Here is a 26,125-nt window from a genome sequence, read left to right as displayed (position 1 = left end):
GGGAAACTCCCGCCGACGCTTGATTTGCTGTATCCTGGCGGTGTCAGCAAGGAGTCCGGCTATGAGTGATGTTCTGGAAGGCCGCTGCCTGTGCGGTGCTGTAAAAATCCGTGTTGAAGGGGCGCATGATCCGCATCCCGGGGCCTGCCATTGCCGCATGTGCCAGCGCTGGAGCGGCGGGCTGTTCTTGTGTTTCGAGGCTGATGCCGAGGCAGTGACCGTGGAGGGTCCGGTGGCGCGGTACCAATCCTCTGCCTTTGCGGAGCGGGCCTTTTGCAGCACCTGCGGTTCGCATCTGTGGATGCGGGACGTGGACAAGGAGGGTGGCCCCTATGACCTGATGCCGGGGCTGTTTGATGACGCGCTGGCCTGGCCGCTGAGGTCAGAGATCTATGCCGACCGGGCGATGGCCGCGGTACGGCTGCAGGGCGGTCACAAGCGGGCCACCCGGGACCAGTGGGAGGCGCAGAATCCGTTTATTGATGGCGATGTCTGAGGGTTTCAAACAGGAACCGCAAGCATAGGGAACAGGTTTTGCATAATTGGGACGTGAGCCGGACATATGAGAATGTAGACGGAACCTGCCGGGTTGAATTTCAGTTCAATGCTGGCAGCAGGCTCTATCGGTATTGGGTAGATAATTGGTGGCCCGCTTGCGATGAGGACGAGGGTGTCCTGGGGGACGGGTATTGGGCTTGCTCCGGGATATCTGGCTATTTCGGCAGCTTGGAAGAATGCGAGCGTGAGGCAAAGGCCAGTTTGAGCTGGTTGCCGGACAGTGGACAGGTTCTTTGATCAGCGCCCAACCCGCGGCAGTTTCGGGCCGCTCCAATAGGCGCCGCTGTCCTGGCGCAGGGCGTCATAGGCTTCGATCCTTCGCCGGGCGTCCTCGCCGCCGGCCTCGATCAGATGGGTGATCAGGCATTCCAGCACGGCCATGGCGCCGCCGACGGCGCCGAACGGGTGCAGCGCGTTGGCGGCCACCGCCAGAACATGGTTAGTGCGGATGCCGGGGGCAATCACCTCGCTGTCGGAAATCAGGATCACCGATGCGCCGCGTTCGCCCGCCAGCCGCAGCGCCTGGATGGTGCCGGCGGAGTAGGGGGCGAAGGTGAGGGCGATCAGGCAGTCCTCGGGGCCTATGTCCAGCAGATCGTCGAGCGCGGCGCCCATGTGGCGGGGGACGAGGTCCAGCGAGGGCAGGGCCATGCGGCCGACGTAGTGGAAGTAATAGGCCAGCGCGTAGGACGACCTGGTGGCGGTGACATAGCTGCGGCGGGCCGTCAGCAGCGTGTCCACGATGGCCTGTGTCCGTTCCGCTGTCATCAGCCGTAGGGAGCGGGAGGTGATGTTCAATTGGTTGCGCGCGGCGGCGGCCTGCAGCTTGCCTGCCGGGCCTTCGTCCTGCATCCGGTCCAGCCAGTCCTGGCCGAGGTCGGCCTCATGCGTGGTGGTGAGGGCAGCGCGGAAGGGGGCGCGGAAGGCTTCGAATGTGTCATAGCCCAGGTGCTGAGCGAGGCGGACAAAGCCGTTGGCGCTGATGCCGGTCCTTTCGGCGGAGGTGCGCACGGTGTCGAGGCCGAAGTCGCCGGGGTTGTCGATCACGTATTTCGCTGCCGCCTTGAGCTTGGGCGGCAGGGCGTCCATCTGGTCCTTCAGATGCTGGATCAGCCGGGCGGTTTTCCGGGGGTCGAGATGCGGGTCCATGTGCCGTATCAGAGCAGATGTGCGGAAAATGGCAAGGCTGGAACGGATGTTATTCCGACAGGAACGCCATCAGGTCCTGGCGGGCGTGCAGGATGCGGATGATTTCCGGGCAGTTTTGTTCGATGCGGTAGATCACCAGATGCGCACCGGTGGGGTGGATGCGGACCGGAGGCGTGAATTCCGCCCGTTCGCGGGCCATTTCGGGAAAGTCCGCGAGCAAGTCGAACAGAGCAAACAGGCTGTCGGCATAGGCGTCGGCCTGCGTTTCGCCCCAAGTTTCCAAGCCATAGCGCCAGATCGCGGCAAGGTCGGCGCGGGCGGCGGGGCGGATCCGCCAGCGCAGCTCAGCCATTGCGGCGCATGGAGGCCTTGAAACCTTCGGCTGTCAGCTGTTCCGCCGGGCCGCTGGCAAGGCCCGCGTCAATGGCGGATTGCAGTTCGGCAATGGCGGCTGTGCGGGCCTGGTCGCGGCGGATCAGGTCGCGGACATAGTCGCTGGAATTGGCATAGGTGCCGGTGCGGGCCTGTTCCTCGACCCAAGTTTTCATCTGCTCCGGCAGGGAGACGTTCATGGTGGCCATGGGCGGGCTCCTTTCGCTGAAACAGGATATGGCAATCTTTGCCAAAAGTGCAAGGGGGAAGGGATATGGCGGGCAGATTGACCGCCGGATGCAAAAAGCCCGCAGCCAAATGCTGCGGGCTTTTCTGTTCTTCCTGTCCAGCTGGATCAGGCGGAAACCACCTTGAGGCCCTTTTCCTCCAGCGGCTGGATGCTGCCGTCTTCGCTGACGGTCACCTGCTCGCCGTGGCTGAGGCTGTCGAGGCCCTTGCAGGCGACCAGCATCAGCACGTCTTTTTCACGCGCGACGATGGCCATGTGGCTGAGCCAGCCGCCGACCTCGCTGAGCACCGCACCAGAGCGCTGGACCCACGGCAGCCAGGCCGGGTTGACCATCCGGCAGACCAGGATGTCGCCGTCCTGGAAGTCTGCAAAGGCGGCCGGGTCGATGCAGCTGTCGTCCTCCATCCAGAACACCCGGGCGGTGGCGCTGCCGCTGCCGGCAACGCAGGTGCCGCCCATGGTGCCGTCGCCCGCCTGGGCCTGGGCGCCGAGCGACAGCAGCTCGCAGTCGCGCAGGGTCAGGGTGACGTCGGTGGGTGCGGATTTCTTGCGCAGCGCTTCTTTCTCTGCCCGTGCCCCTGCCAGATCGCGCAGGGGGGCCGGGTTGGACCAGTTGCTGTCCAGAACCTCCGCGAAGGTCAGGCTGAACACCAGATCCTCCAGCCCGCTGGTCCGGCCCAGTGCCAAGAGGGCACGGCGCAGTTCGGCGACGACGCGCAGGGCCTCGTGCTTGGCCTGTTCCTTGAGATCCTGATAGGCGATAGCGATTCCGATGGTATCGTCCAGCTCATCCGGCAGGTTGGCCGGGACCGGAACGGCGCCGATCGGCTCCACCGTGCTGTCGAGCAGGGAGTGCAGCAGCGCCGGCGCCTCGGTGTAGCGGGGCGAGGACAGCTCGTAATCGAAGATTGAGCGGTGGCCCATCAGCTGCATGGCGCGGGACTGGGCATCCTTGCCGGTGCAGGAGGCGAGCAGGCTGGAGGGCGCGTTGGGCAGCTCTGCGTGCATCAGATGCGCGCGCAAGGCCGGGTCGCCGGCCGCCGCCGTGCCTGCCTCGCCCATGGTGAAGCCTGCCAGGATGTTGATCTTCTCCGCTTCCAGATAGACCTCGCGGATGAACATGTCCTTGAGGGTGGAGATCGCCTCCAGCAGCTTGTCCTGGGGCAGGGCGGTGTAGTCCACGGCCTGCCAGATCGCCAGCTTGTTGCGCAGTTCCGGCATCACTTCGTTGCGGAAGCGGGTGATCATCGGATGCGCCTGCTTGCGCAGCTGCTTGGCCTTGGCGGCGGTGAGCTTGAGCGTCATGCCCTGTTTCAGCGCCACATCGACATAGGTCTTGCCGAACAGGTTGACCAGATGGCCGTCGCGCCCCTCGGGCAGGCCGTAGGGCACGCCAAGGGCGCGGCAGGCCAGGTCAACGCTGCCGCCCGGCGCCCACAGCTCGCTCATCAGCGAGAAGGAGAGCGGGGTGGGGCGGGGCAGGACCTCTGACATTTCGTCCTGTTCCAGGATGGTCTGGTCCGGGTCTGCATCGGCGTAGCGGTCCAAGAGATCGCGCCATTCGGCCAGACGGGTCTGTTCCTGTTCGGTGCCAAGCGACAGCGTGGTGATGTCGCGGCTTTGCACGATCTGGAACTGGCCGTTGGCATAGGCCCATTCGACATCCTGCGGGCAGCCGAAGGTGTCCTCGATCTGCTTGCCAAGGGCCAGCAGCGGCGCCATGTCCAGCGTCTGGTCCTGATCTTCGGATGCGGGCAGGCCGGTGTAGCGGCCAAAGCGCAAGGAGGTCGGGGTGACGCGGCCGGACACCAGGTCTTCGCCGCAGCCCTCGACCCATTCGATCATTGCCATGCCGGGGGCCATCGGGTCCTGGGTGAAGAGGACGCCGGCGTATTCCGCCTGCACCATTTCCTGCACCACGATGTTGCCCTGATCGGAGCTGTCGCCCTCGCCGGAGTAGCTGGCGGCGCGGTCCGAGGAGAAGCTTTCCACCACTTCGTCCAGGGCGGCGCGCATGGTGTCCGCGGTCACGTCGAGCACAGATTCAAAAACGCCGGCAAAGCTCTGGTCGTGGCCGTCCTCATTGCTGGCGGAGGAGCGCACGGCAACCGGTTTGCCGCCTGCAAGGGCAAAGACCTTGGCGGCAAAGGCGTCTTTCTTGGCGCCGGACATTTCGCGGTAGTCGTGGATTGCGTCGGAGCGCACGATCACGCCGCCCGGCACCGGCAGGCCGGCGTTGCGCAGGATCGACAGGCGCAGGGCCTTGTTGCCGGCGTGCTCCAGTTCCTCGGTGTAGCCCATCGGGATCACGCCGCGCGGCAGTTTGGCGAGGCGGCGCTTGTGGGCGCGCAGGGCGATGGCTTCGCCCAGCTTGCGGTGCATGCCGGTGACGTAGGCGCGCTGCACCAGCAGCAGCGTCAGGCTGAAGCAGAGATAGGCGTTTGCGGCGGCTGTCAGGGTGAACACCATTGCAAAGAGCGCAGGCATGCCGAGCACCATCCACAGGGTTTTCTGGCGCGGGGTCTTGGCCACGGCCCACAGCAGATAGACGGCAGCGAGCGCGCAGAACAGCACCGGCAGGATGAACAGCGGGTCGGGCAGGCCGAGGTCAGCCATCCACAGGAACGGGGTTTGCAGCGAGGCGCTGGCCTCTTGAGCCGCGGAGACGCCCAGCATCATCACCGGCAGGAACAACAGCGCGGTGAGGTTCTTCATCGGCGTCAGGCCCTTGTCGGCATAGAACGCCTGCACCGCGCGCGCCTTGCGCACCGGGTCATGGGCCAGTTTCGCCTTCAGCGCCTTCATCTCATCCGCGGTTTCGTTGGTGATGATCTGGTCGCGTTCGGATTTCAGCGCCACCGGCAGCACCAGGATGCGGGTCACGATGGACAGCGCCAGCAGGCCCAGCAGGATGTGGCTGCGCCCATGCACCCACAGAAGGGCGGCTGCCAGCGCCGAGATCGCCTTGTCCCAGAGGGTGGATTGCTGACCTGCCAGCCATTCCTGCACATGCGGTTTCGGCTTCGGCGCGACGAAGTATTCCCACGGCAGGGTATAGCGGCCGCGGAAGTCGATGCCCTGCTGCGACAGCTCCAGCCCCAGCACCTGACTCATGAAGCAGCTGCGGCGGTCATAACAGGCGGCGATGGTGGGTTTGGCCGGGTCCAGCTGTGCAATGCGCTCCATCAGGTCCGCGGTGGTCATCTTGCGGATCGGGATGTTGATGGCACCGGGCAAGTGGCCGGTTTCAAAGTCGCCGGGATAGCGGGTGTCGACGATCTGCAGGTCCTCGGTGGTCAGCAGCGCCTCGAAATCGGCGGTGCTGAGCAGCACGTCTTTGCCCGGGTATTCCGGGATCGCGCGCAGGTCTGAGAGGGATTGCACGTCCTTGTCGGAGAACTCGCGCCCCTCGACGATCCACTTCTCGATGCCGCCTGCGATGAAGCTGCAGTCAATGCCCATCGCCGCCAGCTTGGCACAGGTTTCCGAGGAGCGGTTGCCGTTGTGGCAGAACAGAACGACCTTCTGGCCGGGTTGCACCGGCTGGCTCTCAACGAAGTCCGGGAAGCGGATATGGGTGGCGCCGGGCAGGGTGCCCATGGCGTTCTCACCGGTTTCGCGGATGTCGTAGAACAGGGTGGCGCCGTCCTCCAGCGCTGCCGCCGCGTCTGCGGTGCTCATCGCCAGCGGGTGATCCTCCTGCTTGGAGAAGCTGGTCTCCTTGAGCGAGGCGTCCTTGATAGTGGTGCCGTCAAACTGCGCTGGCCGTGTCAAAGTGGCCTGCAGTCTTGCCAGCTCAGCCTGCTCATGCGAGGAATACTGCCAATAGTTGCCTGCAGCCAGAGCCATGGCTGCCAGAACGAGGACGGAGATCAGCTTGACCGGGTAGCGCCGCGGTGAGGCGCCCGGTTTGGGGGTAAAACCCAGTTTCGCCGCAATGACAGCGCCCAAACCGGAAATCATGGCAATTCCTACGGCCAGGACCTGGGACAGCGAAGAGACCGAGCCGATCACCAGTTCCGGCGAGGGAATGGCAAAGGCCGCAACCGGGAGCGCGGATAAAAGGGACGTGAGCACAATGGTTTGTGCTGAGCGGCGGTGGGACCGGGTGGTCCTGGAGAGCATAGGGGTCTGCGTCACGGTGGTTCCTGTCGGGCCAGCTGAGTGTGTCGTTCCGAAATTAAGGCGAATTTGCCTAAAAGATTACGAAAACCTTACTGAAGGGTTAATATAGAGGCCGAAGAATAAAAGAACCGCAAAATTTTTCCGAGAATTGCAGGTGCGTTAACATTGTATTCTTAACCATGTGCCATGTAACGAAGAAGCGCGGCCTTCCTGCCGTGCGAGCCGATGCGACTCAGGAGGCGAGAACCGTGATTCTGTTTGAGTGGACCTTTGGTATCATTGCGCTTTTCCGGAAACGGCTGAGGCATGCCGCCGCCGCCGCGGTTCTGGCTGCCTGTATGGCGGCCATATTGCCCACGGCCGGTCTGGCCGGAACAGATCTGGTTTTCGGCACTTATGCGGCGGATAAACCAACCGCAACGGTCAAAAAATACCAGCCCTTTCTCTCCTTCCTCTCCAAACGGATGAGCGAGGAGCTGGGAGAGCCGGTGACGATCCGGCTGAAGATCGCCAAGGAATACGAGGAAGGCATCCGGCAGTTGGCCAGCGGCGAAGTGGATTTCTCCAGGTTCGGCCCGGCGTCCTATGTGCATGTGATGAAGGAAAACCCTGAGATCCGGATCATTGCGATGGAATCCCAGAACGGCCAGAAGCGGTTCAAGGGGGTGATCGTGGTCCATGCCGACAGCACGGTGCAGTCGGTTGCGGACCTGGCCGGGCTCAGCTTTGCCTTCGGCGACGAGCTGTCGACCATCGGCCGCTACCTGGCGCAGGAACATCTGCTGGAAGCCGGCATCAACAGCGGCGATCTGCTGGAATTTGCCTATCTTGGCCGCCATGATCTGGTGGGCGAGGCCGTGGGCGCGGGCCGCTACACCGCGGGTGCCCTGAAGGAAAGCACTTACAAAAAGCTGATTGCCAAGGGTGTTCCGATCCGGGTGCTGGCCTCCTTTGACAATGTGACCAAGCCCTGGCTGGCGTCGCCGGAGATGCCGGAGAACGTGCTGGAAGCGATGCGCAAGGTGATGCTGTCCTCGGAAAACGAGGAGATCGTGCGCCGGATTTCGAAGAACGGCTTCCTGCTGGGGGACGATCAGGATTATGACATTATCCGCCGGGCGATGGAGCGCAGCCTGGCCTTCTAGAGCGCCGCGTTGAGATTATGAAACGTACAAGCATCCTTTTCCAGATCGTGCTGTCGCTCTTGCTGGCGGCCTCGGCGGTCGGCTTTGTGGTCGGCGATCTGGCGCAGCGCCAGGAGGCGCAGCGGCTGGAAAAGCAGTTGGCGGAGCAGGCGGACCTGACGGTGTCGCTGCTGAGCGGTCTGATGCTGGAATCGATTATTGTCGAGGATGTGCCGGTGCTGGAAACCGGCCTCATTGAGGCCGTCACCCGCAAGCCGCAAATTGTCTCCATCCAGATCCGCAGCCCGGCAGGCAAGATGCTGGCGTCGGCGGAAGCCGCCGGTGCTCCGCCCGAAGGCGGCCGGGTGATGTATGAACGCCCGATTGAGCTGGAAGGCGCGGTTTTTGGCACCATGGTGGTCGAATGGTCGACCCAGGAAGGCGAGGCGCTGGTGGCGGCTTCGGTGCGTCAGATCATCATCTGGACGGTGGTGCCGGTGCTGGTGTTGTCGCTGCTGGTTCTGCTGCTGGTGCACGGGCTGGCACTGCGTCCGCTGCAGATGATCCACAAGCGGATGTCGGACGCGATTTCCGGCCTGCGCAGCCCGGCGCAAAGGCTGCCCTGGTACGCCTCGCGCGAGTTCCGGGCGCTGGATTTCTCGGTCGGCGTGCTGGAGGAGACCTTTGCCGAGCGCGACGAGCGCGAGTTTGCGATGGAGCAGGCGCGGGAGTCTGCAGATATCGCCAATCGGGCGAAATCAGAGTTTCTTGCCAATATGAGCCATGAGATCCGCACCCCGATGAACGGGGTGATCGGCATGGCGGAACTGCTGCAGGAAACCGAGCTGGATGATGATCAGCAGATGTATGCAGAGACCATTGCCAAGTCCGGCTCGGCGCTGCTGACGATCATCAATGACATTCTGAATTTCTCCAAGATCGAGGCCGGCAAGGTCGAGTTCGCCATCGAGCCCTTCAATCTGCAGACCGCGGTGGAGGATGTGGTGACCCTGCTGTCACCGAAGGCGGCGGAAAAGGGCGTCGAGATCACCATGCGCTATGACCCGGCGCTGCCCGAGGTCTTTGAGGGCGACGCGGGCCGGATCCGGCAGGTGATTACCAATGTGGCGGGCAATGCGGTCAAGTTCACCCGCGAAGGCTATGTCTATATCGAGGTGACCGGGAAGGCGCAGGAGTCCGGCAGCCATCTGCTGCAGCTGCGGGTGCGTGACACCGGGGTCGGCATTGAGGCGGACCGCATCGGCAAGATTTTCCGGGCCTTCGAGCAGGCCGACAACGCCGCCACCCGCAACTTTGAGGGCACCGGACTGGGGCTGGCGATCTCGTCGCAGCTGCTTTCGCTGATGGGCGGATCGGTGCAGGTGGAGTCAGTTCCGGGCGAAGGATCGGTCTTTACCATTGAGCTCCCCTTGCGGCCCGGCAGCCAGGCGGCTGCGGTTCCGCAGGGCAGCCCGCAGAACTTTTCCGGGCTGCACGGGCTGCTGGTCGACGATCTGGAGCTGAACCGGGTGATCCTGTCCGAACGGCTGAGCGCCTGGGGTGTGTCCTGCACGCTGGCGGCCTCGGCGCATGAGGGGTTGGAGATCCTGGCCGATGCGCAGCTGGACGGCCGACGTTTTGATTTTGTGATTCTGGATTTCCAGATGCCGGCCATGGACGGGCGCGCGCTGGCGGCGCGGATCCGGGCGATGCCGGGATTTGAAACCGTGCCGCTGATTATCCTGTCGTCGGTTGAGCATGCGCTAAGCCGGTCGGATTGCGAGGCCATCGGCGCCTGTGAGTTTGCTTTGAAACCGGTGCGGTCTGTGCAGCTGCGGCAGGTGCTGGACCGGGTGCTGAGCCTGCCTCTCCAGACGGCGGAACCTGATGCAAACCAGGAACGCGGCAGCGAGCCGCCGGAGCAGCGGCTGAAACTGCTCCTGGCAGAGGACAACCGCACCAACCAGCTGGTTGTGACCAAGATGCTGAAAAACGCGCCGCTGGACATCAGCATCGCCAGGAACGGTCTTGAGGCCGTTGCCCAGTTTGAGGCTGCGCGGCCCGACATCGTTCTGATGGACATGATGATGCCGGAGATGGACGGGCTTGAGGCCACTGCAGAGATGCGCCGGATCGAGGCCGAGAACGGCGGCAGCAAATGCCCGATTGTGGCGCTTACGGCCAATGCGCTGCAGTCGCACCGGGAAAAGTGCCTGCAGGCCGGGATGGATGATTTCCTGAGCAAGCCGATCAACAAGAAAGCGCTGACCGAGGCGATCAGCAAATGGACCGGCGCTCCGGACCTGCAGCGCACCGGCAGCTGAGGCTGCAGCTTGCAGGCAAGCGGATTGCCGTGCGGCTGGCCTGGAGCCCGGTCAAGCCGTGCCAGCAGCTAGAAACATCAGCCGCGGCTGCGCCGCAGCAGCAGACCGGCGAGGCTGGTGGCGGCAAAAAGGCCTGCAGCCAGACAGACGATGCTGGGTCCAGCGGGGGTGTCCAGCGCAAAGGCCAGCTGCAAGCCGCCGGCAGCCGACAGCATGCCCAGCAGCGCCGCAATGGCCGCCATCCGTTCCGGCGTGGCGGCAAAGGGCCGCGCTGCAGCGGCCGGTATCAGCAGCATCGCTGCAATCAGCAGCACGCCGACGACCTTGATCGCAACCGCCACCACCAGCGCCAGCGCAATGGTCAGCACCATCTGCTCGCGCCGGGGGTCAATGCCGGCGGCATGGGCCAGATCCGGGTTCAGGGTTGCCGTCAGCAGCGCCGACCAGCGCCACCACAACAGCGCCAGAACCAGCACCGCGCCGCCCCAGATCACCGCCAGATCACCGCGGCCCACCGCCAGGATATCGCCGAACAGATAAGCCATCAGGTCGATCCGCACCCCCTGCAGAAAGGAGACCGCGACCAGGCCGAAGGCGAGCGAGGAGTGCGCCAGCACACCCAGCAGGGTGTCCATGGCGTAGCCGCGGCCCGCCAAAGCCGAAACCGTAGTAGCCATTGCCAGCGCGGTCGCCAGCACCCCGGCAAAGACCGAGACGTCAAAACTGAGCGCCAGCGCCACGCCGAGGATCGAGGCATGCGCGGTGGCATCGCCGAAATAGGCCATCCGGCGCCAGACCACAAAACAGCCCAGAGGCGCCGCGGCCAGCGCCACGCCGATGCCCGCCAGCGCGGCACGGATCAGGAAATCGTCCAGCAAGGTCATTCGGCAGCCTCGTGATGATGCCCGTGATCATGTTCGCAGCCGTGATCATGGCTGTGATTGTGCTCATGCCGGTAAAGCGCCAGCGCGCCTTGGGTGCCGGTGCCGAACAGCGCCCGGTATTCCGGGGCGGAGGCGACATGCTCTGGCGCGCCCTCGCAGCAGACGTGGCCGTTGAGGCAGATCACCCGGTCGGAGGCCGCCATCACCACATGCAGCTCGTGGCTGACCATCAGCACCGCGCAGCCCAGCTCCTGCCGGACCTTTTCGATGCGCTGGTAAAAGGCGGCGGAGCCGGGCTGGTCCAGCCCTTGGGTGGCCTCGTCCAGGATCAGCAGCTGCGGATTGCACAGCAGCGCGCGGGCCAGCAGCACCCGCTGGAACTGGCCGCCGGACAGGCCGGACATCTGCCGCGCTGCCAGATTTCCGGCGCCGGCCTGCTCCAATGCCTCCGCGGCACGGGTGTCAGATACCCGGTCCGGCAGGCTTAGGAAGCGGCGCACGGTCAGCGGCAGGGTGGGGTCGATGTGCAGTTTCTGCGGCACATAGCCGATCCGCAGCCCCGGCGCCCGGGTGATGGTGCCGCGCGCAGGCTTCTGTGCGCCGATCACGCTGCGCAAGAGAGTGGACTTGCCGGAGCCGTTGGGGCCGACCACGGTAACGATCTCGCCGGGAGCTATCGACAGGCTGACGCCGGACAGCACCGTGTTGCCGCCATGCGCCACCGTGAGGCCGTCGAGGGAGATCAGGCTGCTCATGCGGCGGGCTTCTCTTGGCATTTCGGGCATAGGCCCTCGGCCTCGATCACCGCGCGCTCAATCACAAAACCGGCGTCGCGGGCGGCCTCGCCAAGCTGGCCCTGTGTGGGTTCGCGCTGCGCCTCCGCCACGGCGTCGCAGGCGCGGCAGATCAGGAAGACCGGCGCGTGGCTTTCGCCCGGATGGGTGCAGGCGATGAAGGCATTCAGCCGCTCGATCTTATGGGCAAAGCCGTTTTTCACCAGGAAATCCAGCGCGCGGTAGGCGACGGGCGGCTGCGAGCCAAGCCCCTCCTCGCGCAGCCGGTCGAGGATTTCATAAGCCCCCAGCGCGCGGTGCTCCTGCAGCAGGATTTCCAGTACCCGGCGCCGGACCGGGGTGAACTGCAGGCCTTCTGCCCGGCATTGGGCGTCCACAGCGGCAATCCCGTCCTGGATGCAGCTCGTGTGGTCGTGCGGGGCAAAGCCGATGGAATCCATATGCGGGGGTCCTTCTGCGCGGCGGCGGATTTGCCTCTTGATATGTTATGTTATGACGTTTATCAAGCGGCGTGATGTTATAAGATTACATGGGGCGCGACATGCGGAAATCTGGCGTTTTGAAATGCGGTGCAGCGGTGGTGGCTTTGCTGGCGGGGGCAGGGGCCGCGGTGGCAGAGGTGCCGCAAGTGGCGGCGGATATCGCGCCGGTGCACGGGCTGGTGGCGCGGGTGATGCAGGGTCTGGGCGAGCCGGCCCTTGTGGTGCCGCCGGGCGCTTCGCCGCATGGCTATGCGATGCGCCCCTCCGAGGCGCGGGCGTTGGACCAAGCGGATGTGGTGTTTTGGCTGGGGGGAGCTCTGACCCCTTGGCTGGAAGGTCCGTTGGAGGAACTGGCCGGTGATGCGCACCGGATCGAGCTGCTGGAAAGCGAAGGCACCACGGTGCTGCCGTTCCGTGAAGGAGCCCGGTTTGAGGCACATGCGCATGATGATCAGGAGGAGCATGGCGATCACGATGACCACAGCGGGCATGAGGATCATGCAGATCATGACGGCCACGGCGATCATGGTCATGCGGAGCATGCTGAAGCAGCTGCGCATGCGGGCCATGATGATCACGAAGACCACGGGCATGAAGACCACGCTGAAGGCCATGACGACCATGCGGGTCATGATGGCCACGAAGGGCATGATCACGAGGAACATGCCGGAGAGCACGGCCAAGAAGATCACGCCGATGCCCACGGACATCACCATGAGGGTGCCGACCCGCATGCCTGGCTGCTGCCGGCCAATGCGCAGGCCTGGCTGGATGTGATCGCAGAGGAGCTGGCAGAGCACGACCCGGACAACGCTGCCGCTTACCGGGCGAATGCTGAGGCCGGCAAGCAGGAGATCGCGGAAACCGTGGCAAGCGTTTCGGCCACGCTGGAACCTTTCCGGGCCAAGCCGTTCATCGTGTTCCATGACGCCTATCAGTATTTCGAGCAAGGCTTTAGCCTGAGCGCGGCCGGGGCGATCTCGCTGAGCGACGCAGTGAAGCCCAGCCCGGCACGGGTTGCGGAAATCCGGGATGTGGTGGCGGAGCTGAAAGTGGCTTGCGTGTTCTCGGAACCGCAGTTCAACCCGGGGCTGGTTGCCACCGTGCTGGACGGCACCGCGGCCGGCACCGCTGTGCTGGATCCGCTGGGGGCGGGGCTGGAACCGGGGCCGCAGTTCTATCCGGCGCTGTTGCAAGAGATTGGCGCGGCGATTGCCGGCTGCAAGTGAAGCAAGCCGCGTATTGACGGCGCGCGCGGGGGCGATCCCGGCGGTTGTGTCTGGCAGTTTATGCCGGCCAAATCCGTAGAACCTGCCGGCGAAACGCCTGGCTCAGCCAAATCGCCGCCGCGTGGGCGCGCGCCGGCGATGCGCGGCGGCCTTCGGCCTTGTTCCGCGCATGGGGTTGCCCTTTATCTGTCGCTGATCAGATGGGTGAGCGTGGCGCCAGTCTCGTAATAGGCGCTGCGCAGACCTGCGAACGGCAGGCTGTGACCCTTGGCGGGCGGCACCGGCAGGCAGGCTGAGTCTCCGGTCAGCAGCGCCTCGGCCATGGCAGCCCCGAACAGGGTGCCGGGGCCGATGCCGCGGCCGGAGTAGCCGAAACAGGCATAGCCGCCTTGCAGGTCCAGGATCTTGGGCAGGTGTTCGGTGGTCATGGCGATGCGGCCGTGCCAGTGGCTGTGCAGTTTCACATCCTTCAGCTCAGGATAGAGCGCTGCCAGCTTGCGCGGCAGCCAGCTGCGGTGCAGGGCGCTGCCGAAATGGTTGAGCGCGCCCATGCCGCCGATCGCCAGCCGCCCGGCTTGATCCAGCCGCCACGACGACATCACCAGCGCGGTGTCCCAGCAGCCTTCCTTGCCCGGAAGGATTTTTTTCAGCAGGGATGCGGGCAGCGGATCGGTGGCGGCCTGGAAGTAATGCACCGGGATAACCTGCGGCGCGGTGTAGCCGGAGATTTCGCGGGCATAGGCGTTTGTGGCCATGATCAGATGCTTGGCGCGGAGGCTGCCCTTGGGCGTTGCCACATGCCAGGCAGAGCCTTCGCGGCTGATGGCTGTGGCGGGGGAATGGGGGTGCAGCTGCGCGCCCGCCGTGGCGGCAGCGCGGGCGAGGCCGCGCACATAGGCCAGCGGCTGGATGGTGCCCGCGCGCGGGTCGAACAGCGCGCCGTGCACGGCTTCGGATCCGGTGCGCTGGATGGTTTCTTCGCGCGACAGCAACTCTACCGGTGCGCCGATGGCGGTGAGCTGGGCGTGGCGGCGCTGCAAGTCTTTCAGGCCTGAAGGCGCATGGGCGCAGTGCAGGGTGCCGCTGCGCTCCGGCTCGCACTGGATGGCGTGTTTTTCGATCAGGTCAAACACCATCTGCGGCGCGCCGGCCAGCAGGCCTGACAGGCGGTTGCCGGTCCCGGTGCCCAGTGCGGCGTTGATGTCCTCGGGCGGCAGCCAGAGGCCGGCATTGGCCAGCCCCACGTTGCGCCCCGAACCGCCGCTGCCGATCTCGTCCGCTTCGATCAGATTGACAGAGGCACCCATTTCGGCGGCTTTAAGCGCGGCGGAGCAGCCGGTATAGCCGCCTCCGATCACCACCAGATCCGCTTCAGCCTCCCCGGAAAGCTCCAGGAAGGCGGGGTTTTCCTGGCAGGTTTGGTGCCAGAGGCAGGACGCCAGATCAGATGTCAAACTTGATCCCCTGAGCAAGCGGCAGCTCGCGCGAATAGTTCACGGTGTTGGTCTGCCGGCGCATGTACCCTTTCCAGGCGTCGGAGCCGCTTTCGCGGCCGCCGCCCGTCTCCTTCTCGCCCCCGAACGCGCCGCCGATTTCAGCGCCGGAAGGGCCGATGTTCACGTTGGCAATACCGCAGTCGGAGCCTGCTGCCGAGAGGAAATATTCACATTCGCGCACGTCGGTGGAGAAGATGCAGGAGCTGAGGCCTTGCGGCACTTCGTTCTGCATTTCAATGGCTTGGTCGAGATCTGAGTATTTCACCACATAAAGGATCGGGGCAAAGGTTTCAGTGTGCATTATGGCGGTCTGGCCGGGCATTTCGACGATGGCCGGGTGCACATAAGCCGCATCCCCGTGGCTGTCCGCCAATGCGCGGGTGCCGCCGTGCACGGTGCCGCCTTCATCCTGGGCGCGCCCCAGCGCGCTGGTCATCGCGTCCAGTGCCGCGCCGTCGATCAGCGGGCCGACCAGTGTGCCGTCGGCCAGCGGGTCGCCGATGGGCAGGCCCTCGTAGGCTTTGATCAGTCGGGGGATCAGCTGGTCATAGATGTCCTCGTGCACGATCAGGCGGCGGAGCGAGGTGCAGCGCTGGCCGGCGGTTCCGACGGCGGAGAACACGATGGCGCGCAGGGCCATTTCCAGATCGGCGGAGGGCGCCACGATCATCGCGTTGTTGCCGCCCAGCTCCAGAATGGTGCGGCCGAGGCGTTTCGACATATCGGCAGACACCGCCTTGCCCATCGGGACAGAGCCGGTAGCGGAGATGATGGCGACGTCCTTGGAGGCGGTCAGCGCCTCGCCCAGGTCACGCTCGCCGATCAGCACTTGAATCAGGCCCTCTGGTGCGTCCCCGCCGAAGGCCGCCATGGCGCGGTCGCAGATTTTCTGCACGGCAAGGGCGGTGAGCGGGGTTTTCTCCGACGGTTTCCAGATCACCGGATCGCCGCAGACCAGCGCAAGTGCTGCGTTCCAGCACCAGGGGGCGACGGGGAAGTTGAAGGCGGTGATGATGCCGCAGGTGCCCATCGGGTGCCAGCTTTCGCGCATCGCGTGGCCGGGACGTTCGGAGGCGATGGTCAGACCGTAAAGCTGGCGCGAAAGACCCACCGCAAAGTCGCAGATGTCGATCATCTCCTGCACTTCGCCCAGGCCCTCCTGGTAGATCTTGCCGCATTCCAGGGTGACGAGGCGGCCCAGGTTTTCTTTTTCCTTGCGCAGTTCGTCACCCAGCAGGCGGACCAGCTCGCCGCGGCGCGGAGCCGGCACCAGGCGCCAGGATTTGAACGCGGATTTGGCGGCGGCGATCTGCGCTTCGGCCTCCGCTATGGAATGGGTTTTCAGGCGGGCAATTTCACTGCCGTCCACCGGCGTGGTGACAGTCAGGCTGCCGCCGGTCAGTTCGGCCTGGGTCAAGCCAGCAGCGGTGAGGATATCGGAATGGGGCATGTCGGTGTCCTTATGATGCGAGGGCGGGGCATGAGCAAAACTTTAGCCTGATTTGCGCCGATGTCCCGCCGGGCGTCGGTTGGATATAGAAATTGCACCCTCCGGCGCGGATTGCTATTGAAACTAAATCCTGAAGCTATGAGCAAAGATCATATGATTGCCCCGCGCCGCTTTCTGCCCTCGATCCCGTCGCTGCTGGCGCTGGAGGCCGTGGACCGGCTGGGCAGTGCCTCGGCCGCGGCAGAAGATCTGTCGCTGACGCAAAGCGCCATCAGCCGCCAGCTGAAGCAGCTGGAGGAGCAGATGGGGGTGGACCTGATTGCCCGCGACCAGATGCGGATGCAGCTGACGCCGGCGGGCACCGGTTTTGCCAAGGAGGCGAGGATGATCCTGACCCGGCTGGCGCAGGCTTCGGTCAAGCTCAGGGCCAATCCGGACGGCGGCAGCTTCACCCTGTCAATCCTGCCGTCCTTTGGCCTCCATTGGCTGGCGCCGCGGCTCAAGGAATTTGCCGCCTCGCATCCCGGCATCACGGTGAACCTGCACACCCACAATCTGCCGTTCAGCTTTGACGCGGGGACGGCGCAGGCGGCGATCCACTACGGCACGCGCGACTGGCCGGGGGTGGAGTATCTGCCCCTGATGCCGAAACACGTGCTGCCGGTCTGCGCGCCGGGTCTGTTGGCGGGGCCGGTGGCCAGCCCGGCGGAGCTGCTGAACTATCCGCTGCTGCATCTGGAAACCCACCCTGATTGCTGGGAGCAATGGTTTCACCTGCATGATGTGCCCGCGACAAAGCTGCGGGGGATGCTGTTTGACCAGTCCTCCGCCATGACGCAGGGGGCGGTGCATGGGCTGGGGGTGGCGCTGCTGCCGGATTTCCTGGCAGAGAACGAGATTGCGCAAGGCCGGCTGGCGCTGGCGATGGAGGGGGCTGCGGTGAGCCTGGGCGAGTATTTCCTGGTCTGGCCTGCGGATCAGGCAGAGGACTATCCGCTGATCAAGTTCCGCGAGTGGCTGCTGATGCAGCTGGAGGAGGTTTGAAATGCGGCTGCCAAGCCTGACCCATCTGCGCTGTTTTGAAAGCGCCGCGCGGCATCAAAGCTTCACTGCCGCCGGCGAGGAACTGGGGCTGACCCAGAGCGCGGTCAGCAAGAAGGTGAAGGAGCTGGAAGGCGACTTGGGCTTCGACCTGTTCCAGCGGGCAGGTCGCGGTGTGGTGCTGACGCCGGCGGGGCAGGGGCTGGCCGCCGATCTGGAGCTGGATCTGGCCGGGCTGCGCGCCACCCTGCAAAAGGCCGCCGCTGCCGGGGCGGGGCGATCGGCCTTGCGGATTGCGGTGCTGCCGGCATTCGCCAACCTCTGGCTGATCCCGCGGCTGCCGGATTTCTTTGCCCGCCACCCGGAGGTGGAGCTGAGCTTCTCCACCCGGCTGGAGCCGTTTGATTTTGCCCGCGAGAATTTCGATCTGGCGGTGCATTACGGGCTGGATAATTGGCCCGGCACCCATATGGCGCCGCTGTTCGGAGAGGAAATGGTGCCGGTCTGCGCGCCCGGTTTCTTTGCCGCGCATCAGCTGGAGCAGTCGCATAATCTGGCGCAGGCGCCGCTGCTGCATCTGGAAAGCCGCGCGGGCTCCTGGGCGGAGTGGTTCGAGCGCGCAGGGCTGGCGGGCGCGCCGCGTCAGGACGGGCGTTACTTCGACCAGCACTCGATGGTGATTGCAGCCGCCACAGCGGGGCTGGGCGCGGCGATTGTGCCTTATGACATGGTGGCGCGGGAGATTGCGGCAGGCGATCTGATGCGGATACCGGGGCCGGCGCTGGAGTCGCGTAAGCGCTATTTCCTGGTGCGCCCGCACGGGGTGGTGCCGGAGGCGGTGCAGAAACTGGAAGCCTGGCTGCGCAAGCAGTTGAAGGGCAGGCGGGATTAAGGTGTTCCGCTCCCCACCGGGGCGGGCGCTGCCCTTCGCGACAAATGCCAATCTGGAATGGTTTCTGTCCTAAAGGGTCGGTTTTTTGAAGTGCGTTTTTCGCTTCAACCTAGCGGAAACAACTAGCAGGGAGTCTTTGCCATGGCCCAGTTCCGCCGCGCCGCCCGTCTTGATCCGCTTGAGGTCTCGGAAATCCTCTCCATCGGTGCCAAAGCGGCAGAGATGAAACGGCAGGGTGCGCCGGTGATCATCTTGGGCGCTGGGGAGCCGGATTTCGACACGCCGGACCACATCAAGGAGGCCGCTGCCGCCGCAATGCGGGCAGGGGAGACGAAATACACCCCGCTCGGCGGCACGCTGGCGCTGCGGCAGGCAATCCAGGCCAAGTTCAAGCGAGACAATGGGCTGGACTATGCGCTGGACGAGATCATCGCTGGCACCGGCGCCAAGGAGATCCTGTTCGATGCCTTCATGGCCAGCCTCAACCCCGGCGATGAAGTGATCGTGCCGACACCTTACTGGACCTCCTATTCCGATATCATTCGCATTGCCGGCGGCGAGCCGGTGCTGGTGCCCTGCGGGGATGACACTGGCTTCCGGCTGACCGCGGAGAAGCTGGAGGAAGCGATTACTCCGCGCGCACGCTGGCTGCTGCTGAACTCGCCGTCGAACCCGGCGGGCGCGGGCTACAGTGCCAGCGATTACCAGCCGCTGCTGGAGGTGCTGCTGCGGCACCCGGATGTCTGGCTGATGGCTGATGACATGTACGAGCACATTACCTATGGCGGCTTTGAATTTGCAACGCCGGCACAGGTGGAGCCGCGGCTGAAGGACCGGGTGCTGACGGTCAACGGCGTCTCCAAGGCCTATGCGATGACCGGCTGGCGGCTGGGTTATGCGGGCGGGCCGAAGGCGCTGATTGACGCGATGAAGGTGGTGCAGTCGCAATCGACCTCGCATCCCTCGTCCATTTCGCAGGCGGCGGCGGCGGCGGCTTTGAACGGGCCGCAGGAGGTGCTGGCCGAGCGGCGGGCCAGTTTTCAGATGCGGCGCGATCTGGTGGTTGAGGCACTGAACGGCATGGAGGGAATCAGCTGCCCGGTGCCGGAGGGCGCGTTTTACACATTTGCCAATTGCGCAGGCGTGCTGGGCAAGCGCACGCCGGAGGGGCAGGTGCTGGAAACAGACGCGGATTTCTGCGCCTGGCTGCTGGACCAGCACCATGTGGCGGTGGTGCCGGGCCGCGCCTTTGGCATTTCGCCCTATTTCCGGATTTCCTATGCCACATCCGAGGCGGAGCTGCGCGAGGCGCTGAGCCGGATTGGCAAAGCCGTGGCGGCGCTGGTTTAAACTTCGGCCAGTGCAGGCTGGCGGGTGCGGGCGTTGGCCCAAGCGCGCACCAGCTGCCGCTGGAGTGAGGCCACAGCCAGCCCCAGGATGATGCCGCCCAGGATGCCGAGGGTGTTGACCAGCGCGCTGCGCCCTTCCAGCCCGATCACCGGCATCAGGACCTCCGGCACCAGCCGGTGCAGCAGGTAGATCGGGAAGGCGGCCTGTGCCAGCCGCATGACGGCGCGGGAAACCGGGCGCGGCAGCGGCATCCGCTGGACAAAGATCAGCCCGGCGATCAGCGCCAGCAGCCACATGTACTTGATCCAGCCGCCGTACCAGTTGCCGCCGAGATAGGCCGCCCCGGGCATGATCACGCAGGCGGCACCCAGCAGCACCAGCTGCTGGCGCAGTGTGCGGGCGGCGGTGATGCACCAGCCGATGGCAAACAGATAGAGGACCCAAGGCACAGTGAACTGCGCGCGGCCGCCGATCTGCCAGACCTCCGGCGCGATCAGCCGCAGGGCGACGGCAAACCCCAGCAGGCACAGGCCCGCGCGGTAGGCGCCCTGGCCGGCCAGCCAGCGCCGCACTGGCGGCAGCGCAAAGGGCAGGGCAATCAGCAGGGTGATCTGCCAGTAGGCCTCCACAAACCAATAAAGGTAGGGCAGCATCAGATGGGTTTCCGGCGTGGTCAGGGCAAAGTTCCCGGCCAGGAAGACAGAGACCCAGGGCACCTGCTCCCAGGCCACGGCATAGCCGGCCAGCACCAGGTAATAGGGGATCAGCACCGCGGCCACGGGCTTGAAAAAGCTGCGCATGTCACCGGTGCTCAGCGCCTCCCAGCGGTAGCCGGCAACGCTCATCCCCATCAGGATCACCATCGCGGCGGCGCCGCCGTAGGTGGGCCAATGGGTCTGGTGCGCAATGACCACGGCGAGGATCGCAATCACCCGCGCGACCAGCTCAAACGGCAGGCTGCTGCCGCGGGCGGGGGCGGTGGTCTCCAGCTCCTTGATGGGCATGGTTTCCCAGCCGGCCGGGGCGCCGCCCAGGGCGTCGTCCAGCGCCAGCGACAGCTCCACATGACGCAGGGAATCGCCGCCGAGCGACGCAAAACTGTCGTTGCGGCCCACGGTCTGCGGCGCAAAGGCGGCCTGATAGGCGGCCAGCACGCCCTTGGACCGCGCAGGGTTGGCAGACTGCGCCTTGAGCGCCGGATAGTCGATCTTGCCATTGGCGCGGCGCGGCAGGGGTTTGCGCGGGATCACGCAAAAATGCTGCTGGCCGACGCCGGTCAGCTTGGCGGCCAGCGCGGCAATGCCGTCCGCCTGCCCGCAGATGGCGATGGAGATGCGGGTGTCATCGCCCCAGACCGCGGCCTCATGCCCCTGGGCAGCCAGTGCGCGTTCGATGGCGTCATGGCCGATGCGCAGGCCCGCGATCTTGGACATCCGCGACAGCCGCCCGGTGATATGGTACAGCCCATCGGCATCGCGCCGGGCAAGGTCGCCGGTGGCAAGCTCAGACAGCTCCGCGCCTTTGGCCAGATCGGTATGGCCCTCGGCGTAGCCCATCATCACGTTCGGGCCTTTGTAGAGCAGTTCGCCCTCGCCCTCCGGCGCGGTGATTTCATTGCCGCCCGCATCGCGCAGCAGCAAGTGGCCGCCGGGAATGGCGCGGCCGGCGGCGCCGGGGTGGACCAATGCCTGCTCCGGCGGCAGGTAGCTGATCCGCGCGGTGGCCTCGGTCTGGCCGTACATGACGACGAACCGGCCAGCGCGGGCCTGCATCCGGGCGGCCCAGGTTCGGACTTGATCCGCCTCCATCGCGCCGCCTGCAACGGTCAGGGTCTTGATGGTTTCCGGCAGCGCCTGGGACAGGCCCGCGCTGTCCAGCAGCCGGAAGTGATGCGGCACGCCTGCGAGGCTGGTGGCGCCGGAAGCCGTCAGCGCACCTGCAAAACCGGCATCCAAGACCGAACCGGGTGCGAGCCACAGGCTGGCCCCGGTGGCCAGATGCGAGTGCAGCACCGACAGGCCGTAGGAATAGTGCAGCGGCAGGATCAGCGCGGCGCGGTCCTGGGGCTGGATCTCCAGATATTGCGCAATGGCGCGGGCGTTGCTGTCCACGGCATTGGCGGACAGGCGCACACCGCGCCCGTGGCCGGTGCTGCCGGAGGTTTGCAGCAGCAGGGCAAGGTCCGGGTGGATCTCCGCCGCTTCGTGCGCATGGGTCAGCAGCTGCCAGGTGCCGCCGGTGCAGCGGAAGCTGGCGGCGGGGCGGAAGCGGTCTGTCAGGCTTTCGGCGGTGGCCTGATCCCCGGCGGGCAGCGGCATGACGGCATGGCCTGCGGCCAGCGCGCCGAGATAGGCGGTGATGGCTTGCGGAGCGCTGGTGGCCTCAATCGCAATCAGCCGCCGGTCCTGCGGCAGCTGGCGGGAAAACTGTTCCGCGGCATCTGCCAAAGCGGCATAGGTCAGCTGGGATCCATCCGCCGCAATCAGGCAGGGACGGGCGCCGAACGCGCGCAATTGTGCCAGGTCAAAAAACATCCGCAACTCCTTCGAGCGCGGCGGGTATTATAATTTACTAATTTTGTCAATTATTCCTGGGCGGCTTGTCGCCGCCTTTTTGCATGTGCGTCAGAGCGGTATGAAAAATGATTGTAATAGAGATTATGGTAAGAATTGAGGTAGAAGTGCCGCGGGCGTTGGCCCGCGGCGGCAAGGTCAGGCCTTCATCGGCTGGCCGGCCACATAGGTTTGCGCGATCGACCGGTCGTCACCCAGGGTCTGCAGGATAAACAGCTCCTCCGACAGGGTCTCCGCCCGCTGCATCCTCAGGTCCATCGCGTGGGTGGCGTGGGAATCGAGCACCACGATGTCGGCCTCGGTGCCTGCTTCCAGCGTGCCGATCTTGTCCTCCAGCCCCAGCGCCACGGCGTTGCCGCGGGTGATCCAGTGGAAGGCGCGCAAGGGGTGCAGGCTCTGGTTCTGCAATTGCAGGACTTTGTAGCCCTCGTTCAGGGTCTGCAGCATCGAATAGCTGGTGCCGGCGCCGATGTCGGTGGCGATGGCATTGGTGATGCCGCGCCCGCGCAGGCCCGCGTCGTCAAACAATCCACTGCCCAGGAACAGGTTGGAGGTCGGGCAGAACACCGGCTTGGCCTGGGTCTCGGCCAGCGCATCGATCTCGCGCGGCTGCAGGTGGATCGAGTGGCCCAGCAGCATCTTTTCCGTCAGCAGCCCATAGGACTGGTAGACGTCCAGATAGTCGCGCGCCTGCGGATAAAGCTCAGCGGTGAAGGCGATCTCGTCGTGGTTTTCCGACAGGTGGGTCTGCACGTAGCAGTCCGGGTGCTCCTGCACCAAGGCACCCGCCATTTCCATCTGATCAGGGGTGGAGGTGATGGCAAAGCGCGGGGTGATCGCATACATGCCGCGGCCCTTGCCGTGGTATTTCGCGATCAGTTCCTTGGTGTCGTCATAGCCGCTGACCGGCGTGTCCAACAGGCCCTCCGGCGCGTTGCGGTCCATCAGCACCTTGCCGCCGATCATCCGCATGTTGCGGCGGGCGGCTTCGGTGAAATAGGCCTCGGCAGAGGTTTTGTGGACCGAGCAGTAGGCAACGGCGGTGGTGGTGCCGTGGCTGGTCAGGAGGTCAAAGAAATGCCCGGCCATCTCGGCACTGTGGCCAGCGTCGGCAAAGCGGACCTCCTCCGGGAAGGTATAGTTGTTCAGCCATTCCAGCAGCTGCGAGCCCCAGGAGGCGATCACCTGCACCTGCGGGAAATGCAAATGGGTGTCGATGAAGCCAGCCATCAGGATGTGCGGGCGGTGGTCGATCACCTCGGCGCCCGCGGCCTGCGGGGCCAGCGCGTCATAGCTGCCCTTGGCCAGGATCATGCCGTCCGCGACCAGCAGTGCGCCGTCCTCGATGAACTCATAGGCGCTGGTGTCCTGGGGGTCTTGCGGCTCGGCGGTGAAGGAAAGCACCCGGCCGCGCAGCAGCGTCTGTTTCGATGTCATATCTGTGTTGTCCTTGGTTTGCAGGCAGGGAGCGCGCAGCCCCCTGCCCATTATTATTGGGGTGTCATTTGTGGTTATTCGCCCGCCGGCAGGTGCGGCACATGCGGCTTCACACCGTCGTCCTCGGCTTCCTCGTGCTCATCCGCCTTGTGGAAGATCGGGTAGATGAACAGGAAGGCCGCAGCGATCAGGTAGCCCATGGCGACACCGCTGAACTCCGGCCAATGCAGGCTGGCAGAGTGGATCACGCCGACCAGCGACATCACCGCCGCCGCCAGGGCAAAGCCGCCCGCGTTGCGGAAGTCGCCGTCGATCACGCTGGCCACGATGGCGCCCCAGATCAGGCCGGTTAGGATCGCACCCTGGCTGAGGGCCAGATGGCCTTCGTAATGGGCGCCCTGCTGCAGCAGCGCGGCTGTCAGCTCAGGATCGCCCAGCTGGGCCATGCCGGTGGCACCCAGTGCGCCCAACGCGCCTGCCAGTGCACCCCATTTGATCACCAGGAAGGCCGAGACATGCGGCATCATTGCAATCGTCACCGCAGCGATGTGGTCGGTCTTGACCGAATGCGCAGTATTGGTCACCAGGCTCAGCGCCACGAACACCAGAACCGGCGCGGCAGCGGCGACGGGGATCAGGTTGTTGAGGAACGCCAGCAGGCCAAAGAAGGCGGCAAAGGGGATCACAATGCCAACGCCGATGATATAGCCGGAGCGCGCGCCCATCCGCTTGTAGGCCGGGTGGCCGATATAGGCGGTGGTCGGGAACGGCGAGCCGAAGACCGCGCCGATCATGGTGCCGACGCCGTCGGTCACCTGGCACAGGCCGACCGGATAGTGGTCGCCCGCCGCTTCGGCGCTTTCGACGTTGTTCATGGTTTCGATGAAGTTGTAGATCTGCACCGGCACCAGGACCAGGAACAGCTCCGGGTTGGCAAACAGATGCTGGATACCGGCAATCAGGTCGCCGATGTAAGGAACCGGCAAGTAAACGCCAACGCCATCGAGAGACACCGAAGCCTCGCCCATTCCAAGCGCCACAACGGTACCGACGATCAGCGCCAGCAGGCCCGCCGGGATGTTGAACGGCAGCCGGTGGCGGCCCACCAGGCCCCACAGGATGATGATCATCGAGGCAAAGCCGATGAACGGATTCTCAAAGATCGTCGCCAGCGGCACGGTGCCGATGAACACCAGCGCAATACCGCAGAGCGTGCCGAGCATGCCGGCACGCGGGGTCACCCGCTTGAGCCAGGGGCCGACAATGGCGCCAAGACCGGCAACGATGCCGCCCATGAAGCCCGCGCCGATGCCCACCTGCCAGGCCAGCATGGCGTCATTGGTGGACCAGTAAATCGGCCCGATCACGCCGAACAGATAGACGAACATCACCGGGGTCGAGATGCCATAAGGCAGCGCGGTCACATCGCGGCCCTCTTTCTCGGCGGTGTGCTTGGCCAGCCAGGTGTAGACCGCGATACCGGCCAGGATCGCCACTGCGGCGCCGGGCACGATGCGGCCGAACACGATGTCGGCAGGCATGTTGAAGACAAACTGACAGATGCCCGAAAGCACGATCAGGTTGATCAGGTTGTCTGTGAACAGCGCCCAGAATGCACTGAAGTCATTCCGCGCGAACAGTTTGTACGTATAGCTCCGCCCTGTGGTCATGGCGGCCTCCTCCTATCAGAGGACGCAGTCCTTACCGGCTGATTGCTCCAGCCGTGTCTCCCTCTGCGTCCGGTTGCTTACCCGCTTGGGGCAGGTCAGTGCTCCGTGATGGAGCGGACGCGGCAGTTTCAGAGGTCAAATCAGCAATCACTTCCGCTGCCACGAAGGCCGCGATGACGCTGGGCCGCTTGTCGCGGCTACCGCTTGCCCCGATGGGGCAGATGAGACGGTCGGTTCCCAGACCGTCGCAATGGTCCCGGCACCAGCGGCGGAACTTCTCCCGCTTGGTGGCCGATCCGATCAGGCCGACATAGCCCGCATCGCCGCGCTGCAGGGCAGCGGAGGCAAGCAGGAAGTCGAGCGCGTGATCATGGGTGAGAACAACAAAGGCGCTGCCCGCGGGCGCGGTGGCGATGTCGATCTCAGGAATTGCGCTTTGGCGGATTTCCACGTCCGCGTTGCACAAGGCAAGTTCATCGGCGCGCTGGTCGATCAGGATGCAGCGCAACGGCATGTGCTGGAACAGATCCGCCAGGGCCCGGCCAACATGGCCTGCCCCCATCACATAGACATGCGGCAGGGCCTGCTCCTCGGCCTGCTGGCGGGCAATGGCATCGTCGCGGTCGGCCTGGCGCATCTGCGCCAGTGACATTTCAACCCGGCCGCCGCAGCACTGGCCGATTTCCGGCCCCAGCGGCACATCCAGCGTGTCGCTGATCACATCCTGCTTCAGCATCCGCCGGGCGTGGTCGATGGCGATATATTCCAGCTGACCGCCGCCAATGGTCCCCCAAAGGCCGCTTGGCGCCACAAACATGCAGGTGCCGGTTTCGCGCGGGGAGGAACCGCGAACGCGGGTCAGCGCGACCTGCACCACATGTTTGTGGCTGGCCAGAAAGTCTTGGAGGGAAGGGCGGCGGGTCAT

At 65.0% G+C, this 26,125-nt stretch carries 21 protein-coding genes; 8 read left to right on the top strand and 13 right to left on the bottom strand.

Annotated elements, in window-relative coordinates; genetic code table 11:
• The first annotated feature begins 61 nt into the window (after nucleotides 1–61).
• Nucleotides 62–496, top strand: coding sequence for a GFA family protein (locus GC1_RS16515; RefSeq protein WP_019294473.1), 435 nt, complete (start codon nucleotides 62–64; stop codon nucleotides 494–496).
• Between the two features lie 299 nt (nucleotides 497–795).
• Here the strand turns inward: GC1_RS16515 and GC1_RS16510 are convergent, their stop codons facing one another.
• Genes GC1_RS16510 through GC1_RS16500 form a run of 3 tightly spaced genes read right to left on the bottom strand, consistent with a single transcriptional unit; the run spans nucleotide 796 to nucleotide 2,288 of the window.
• Nucleotides 796–1,707, bottom strand: coding sequence for a MurR/RpiR family transcriptional regulator (locus tag GC1_RS16510; protein ID WP_019294474.1), 912 nt, complete (start codon nucleotides 1,705–1,707; stop codon nucleotides 796–798).
• Nucleotides 1,708–1,756: 49 nt separating this feature from the next.
• A complete protein-coding gene (locus tag GC1_RS16505; RefSeq protein WP_019294475.1) occupies nucleotides 1,757–2,059 on the bottom strand; it encodes a type II toxin-antitoxin system RelE/ParE family toxin in 303 nt (100 codons plus the stop codon).
• Nucleotides 2,052–2,288: a type II toxin-antitoxin system ParD family antitoxin gene (locus GC1_RS16500; RefSeq protein ID WP_019294476.1), complete on the bottom strand. Its 237-nt coding sequence runs from the start codon at nucleotides 2,286–2,288 to the stop codon at nucleotides 2,052–2,054. Before GC1_RS16500 ends, GC1_RS16505 begins: the two co-directional genes overlap by 8 nt.
• On the opposite strand from GC1_RS16500, the gene GC1_RS22510 reads away from it, so the two are divergent.
• On the top strand, nucleotides 2,278–2,454 hold the full coding sequence (locus GC1_RS22510) for a hypothetical protein (RefSeq protein WP_156131910.1): 177 nt from the start codon (nucleotides 2,278–2,280) through the stop codon (nucleotides 2,452–2,454). The genes GC1_RS16500 and GC1_RS22510 overlap by 11 nt on opposite strands.
• On the opposite strand, the gene GC1_RS16495 is transcribed toward GC1_RS22510, so the two are convergent.
• Nucleotides 2,435–6,454 (bottom strand): PEP/pyruvate-binding domain-containing protein, encoded by a 4,020-nt coding sequence (locus GC1_RS16495; RefSeq protein WP_019294478.1) that lies wholly within the window; start codon nucleotides 6,452–6,454, stop codon nucleotides 2,435–2,437. The two genes, GC1_RS22510 and GC1_RS16495, sit on opposite strands and share 20 nt — an antisense overlap.
• Before the next feature lie 248 nt (nucleotides 6,455–6,702).
• Between GC1_RS16495 and GC1_RS16490 the strand changes: the two genes are divergently transcribed.
• Both GC1_RS16490 and GC1_RS16485 read left to right on the top strand, forming a co-directional pair.
• Nucleotides 6,703–7,599 carry a PhnD/SsuA/transferrin family substrate-binding protein gene (locus tag GC1_RS16490; protein WP_019294479.1) on the top strand — a complete coding sequence of 299 codons (897 nt, stop codon included), beginning with the start codon at nucleotides 6,703–6,705 and terminating at the stop codon, nucleotides 7,597–7,599.
• Between the two features lie 17 nt (nucleotides 7,600–7,616).
• Entirely contained in the window at nucleotides 7,617–9,902 is a 2,286-nt protein-coding gene (locus GC1_RS16485) for a response regulator (protein WP_019294480.1), read from the top strand.
• A 77-nt stretch (nucleotides 9,903–9,979) separates the two neighbouring features.
• Here GC1_RS16485 and GC1_RS16480 read toward each other — a convergent pair whose 3' ends face one another.
• Genes GC1_RS16480 through GC1_RS16470 form a run of 3 tightly spaced genes read right to left on the bottom strand, consistent with a single transcriptional unit; the run spans nucleotide 9,980 to nucleotide 12,020 of the window.
• A complete protein-coding gene (locus GC1_RS16480; RefSeq protein ID WP_019294481.1) occupies nucleotides 9,980–10,786 on the bottom strand; it encodes a metal ABC transporter permease in 807 nt (268 codons plus the stop codon).
• Nucleotides 10,783–11,541 (bottom strand): ATP-binding cassette domain-containing protein, encoded by a 759-nt coding sequence (locus GC1_RS16475; protein WP_019294482.1) that lies wholly within the window; start codon nucleotides 11,539–11,541, stop codon nucleotides 10,783–10,785. The genes GC1_RS16480 and GC1_RS16475 overlap by 4 nt, the downstream gene beginning before the upstream one ends.
• On the bottom strand, nucleotides 11,538–12,020 hold the full coding sequence (locus GC1_RS16470) for a Fur family transcriptional regulator (protein ID WP_019294483.1): 483 nt from the start codon (nucleotides 12,018–12,020) through the stop codon (nucleotides 11,538–11,540). Before GC1_RS16470 ends, GC1_RS16475 begins: the two co-directional genes overlap by 4 nt.
• Before the next feature lie 101 nt (nucleotides 12,021–12,121).
• Here GC1_RS16470 and GC1_RS16465 point away from each other — a divergent pair, with 101 nt between their 5' ends.
• Nucleotides 12,122–13,291 carry a zinc ABC transporter substrate-binding protein gene (locus GC1_RS16465; RefSeq protein ID WP_052260522.1) on the top strand — a complete coding sequence of 390 codons (1,170 nt, stop codon included), beginning with the start codon at nucleotides 12,122–12,124 and terminating at the stop codon, nucleotides 13,289–13,291.
• Nucleotides 13,292–13,473: 182 nt separating this feature from the next.
• On the opposite strand, the gene GC1_RS16460 is transcribed toward GC1_RS16465, so the two are convergent.
• Both GC1_RS16460 and amaB read right to left on the bottom strand, forming a co-directional pair.
• On the bottom strand, nucleotides 13,474–14,745 hold the full coding sequence (locus tag GC1_RS16460) for an NAD(P)/FAD-dependent oxidoreductase (protein WP_019294485.1): 1,272 nt from the start codon (nucleotides 14,743–14,745) through the stop codon (nucleotides 13,474–13,476).
• A complete protein-coding gene (amaB, locus tag GC1_RS16455) occupies nucleotides 14,735–16,237 on the bottom strand; it encodes an L-piperidine-6-carboxylate dehydrogenase (protein WP_019294486.1) in 1,503 nt (500 codons plus the stop codon). The genes GC1_RS16460 and amaB overlap by 11 nt, the downstream gene beginning before the upstream one ends.
• A 153-nt stretch (nucleotides 16,238–16,390) precedes the next feature.
• Here amaB and GC1_RS16450 point away from each other — a divergent pair, with 153 nt between their 5' ends.
• The 3 genes from GC1_RS16450 to GC1_RS16440 all read left to right on the top strand — a co-directional run bounded on the left by GC1_RS16450 (nucleotide 16,391) and on the right by GC1_RS16440 (nucleotide 19,520).
• Nucleotides 16,391–17,281, top strand: a complete 891-nt coding sequence (locus GC1_RS16450; protein ID WP_036761698.1) for a LysR substrate-binding domain-containing protein — start codon at nucleotides 16,391–16,393, stop codon at nucleotides 17,279–17,281.
• A gap of 1 nt (nucleotide 17,282) precedes the next feature.
• The gene (locus tag GC1_RS16445; RefSeq protein WP_019294488.1) at nucleotides 17,283–18,170 is read left to right on the top strand and encodes a LysR substrate-binding domain-containing protein; all 888 of its coding nucleotides are present in this window, start codon (nucleotides 17,283–17,285) and stop codon (nucleotides 18,168–18,170) included.
• A gap of 141 nt (nucleotides 18,171–18,311) precedes the next feature.
• A complete protein-coding gene (locus GC1_RS16440; RefSeq protein WP_019294489.1) occupies nucleotides 18,312–19,520 on the top strand; it encodes a pyridoxal phosphate-dependent aminotransferase in 1,209 nt (402 codons plus the stop codon).
• Here GC1_RS16440 and GC1_RS16435 read toward each other — a convergent pair.
• The 4 genes from GC1_RS16435 to xdhC form a co-directional block, all read right to left on the bottom strand.
• Entirely contained in the window at nucleotides 19,517–22,054 is a 2,538-nt protein-coding gene (locus GC1_RS16435; RefSeq protein WP_019294490.1) for an AMP-binding protein, read from the bottom strand. The genes GC1_RS16440 and GC1_RS16435 overlap by 4 nt on opposite strands.
• 177 nt (nucleotides 22,055–22,231) lie before the next feature.
• On the bottom strand, nucleotides 22,232–23,530 hold the full coding sequence (guaD, locus tag GC1_RS16430) for a guanine deaminase (RefSeq protein WP_029204632.1): 1,299 nt from the start codon (nucleotides 23,528–23,530) through the stop codon (nucleotides 22,232–22,234).
• Nucleotides 23,531–23,604: 74 nt separating this feature from the next.
• Nucleotides 23,605–25,200 carry a xanthine/uracil/vitamin C permease gene (locus GC1_RS16425; RefSeq protein ID WP_019294492.1) on the bottom strand — a complete coding sequence of 532 codons (1,596 nt, stop codon included), beginning with the start codon at nucleotides 25,198–25,200 and terminating at the stop codon, nucleotides 23,605–23,607.
• Between the two features lie 31 nt (nucleotides 25,201–25,231).
• The gene (gene xdhC, locus GC1_RS16420) at nucleotides 25,232–26,125 is read right to left on the bottom strand and encodes a xanthine dehydrogenase accessory protein XdhC (protein WP_019294493.1); all 894 of its coding nucleotides are present in this window, start codon (nucleotides 26,123–26,125) and stop codon (nucleotides 25,232–25,234) included.

Source organism: Leisingera sp. ANG1 (assembly GCF_000203975.2).
GTDB lineage: Bacteria > Pseudomonadota > Alphaproteobacteria > Rhodobacterales > Rhodobacteraceae > Leisingera.
Note: the sequence above shows the minus strand (reverse complement) of the source record. Positions and strands in the feature narration are given on the sequence as shown.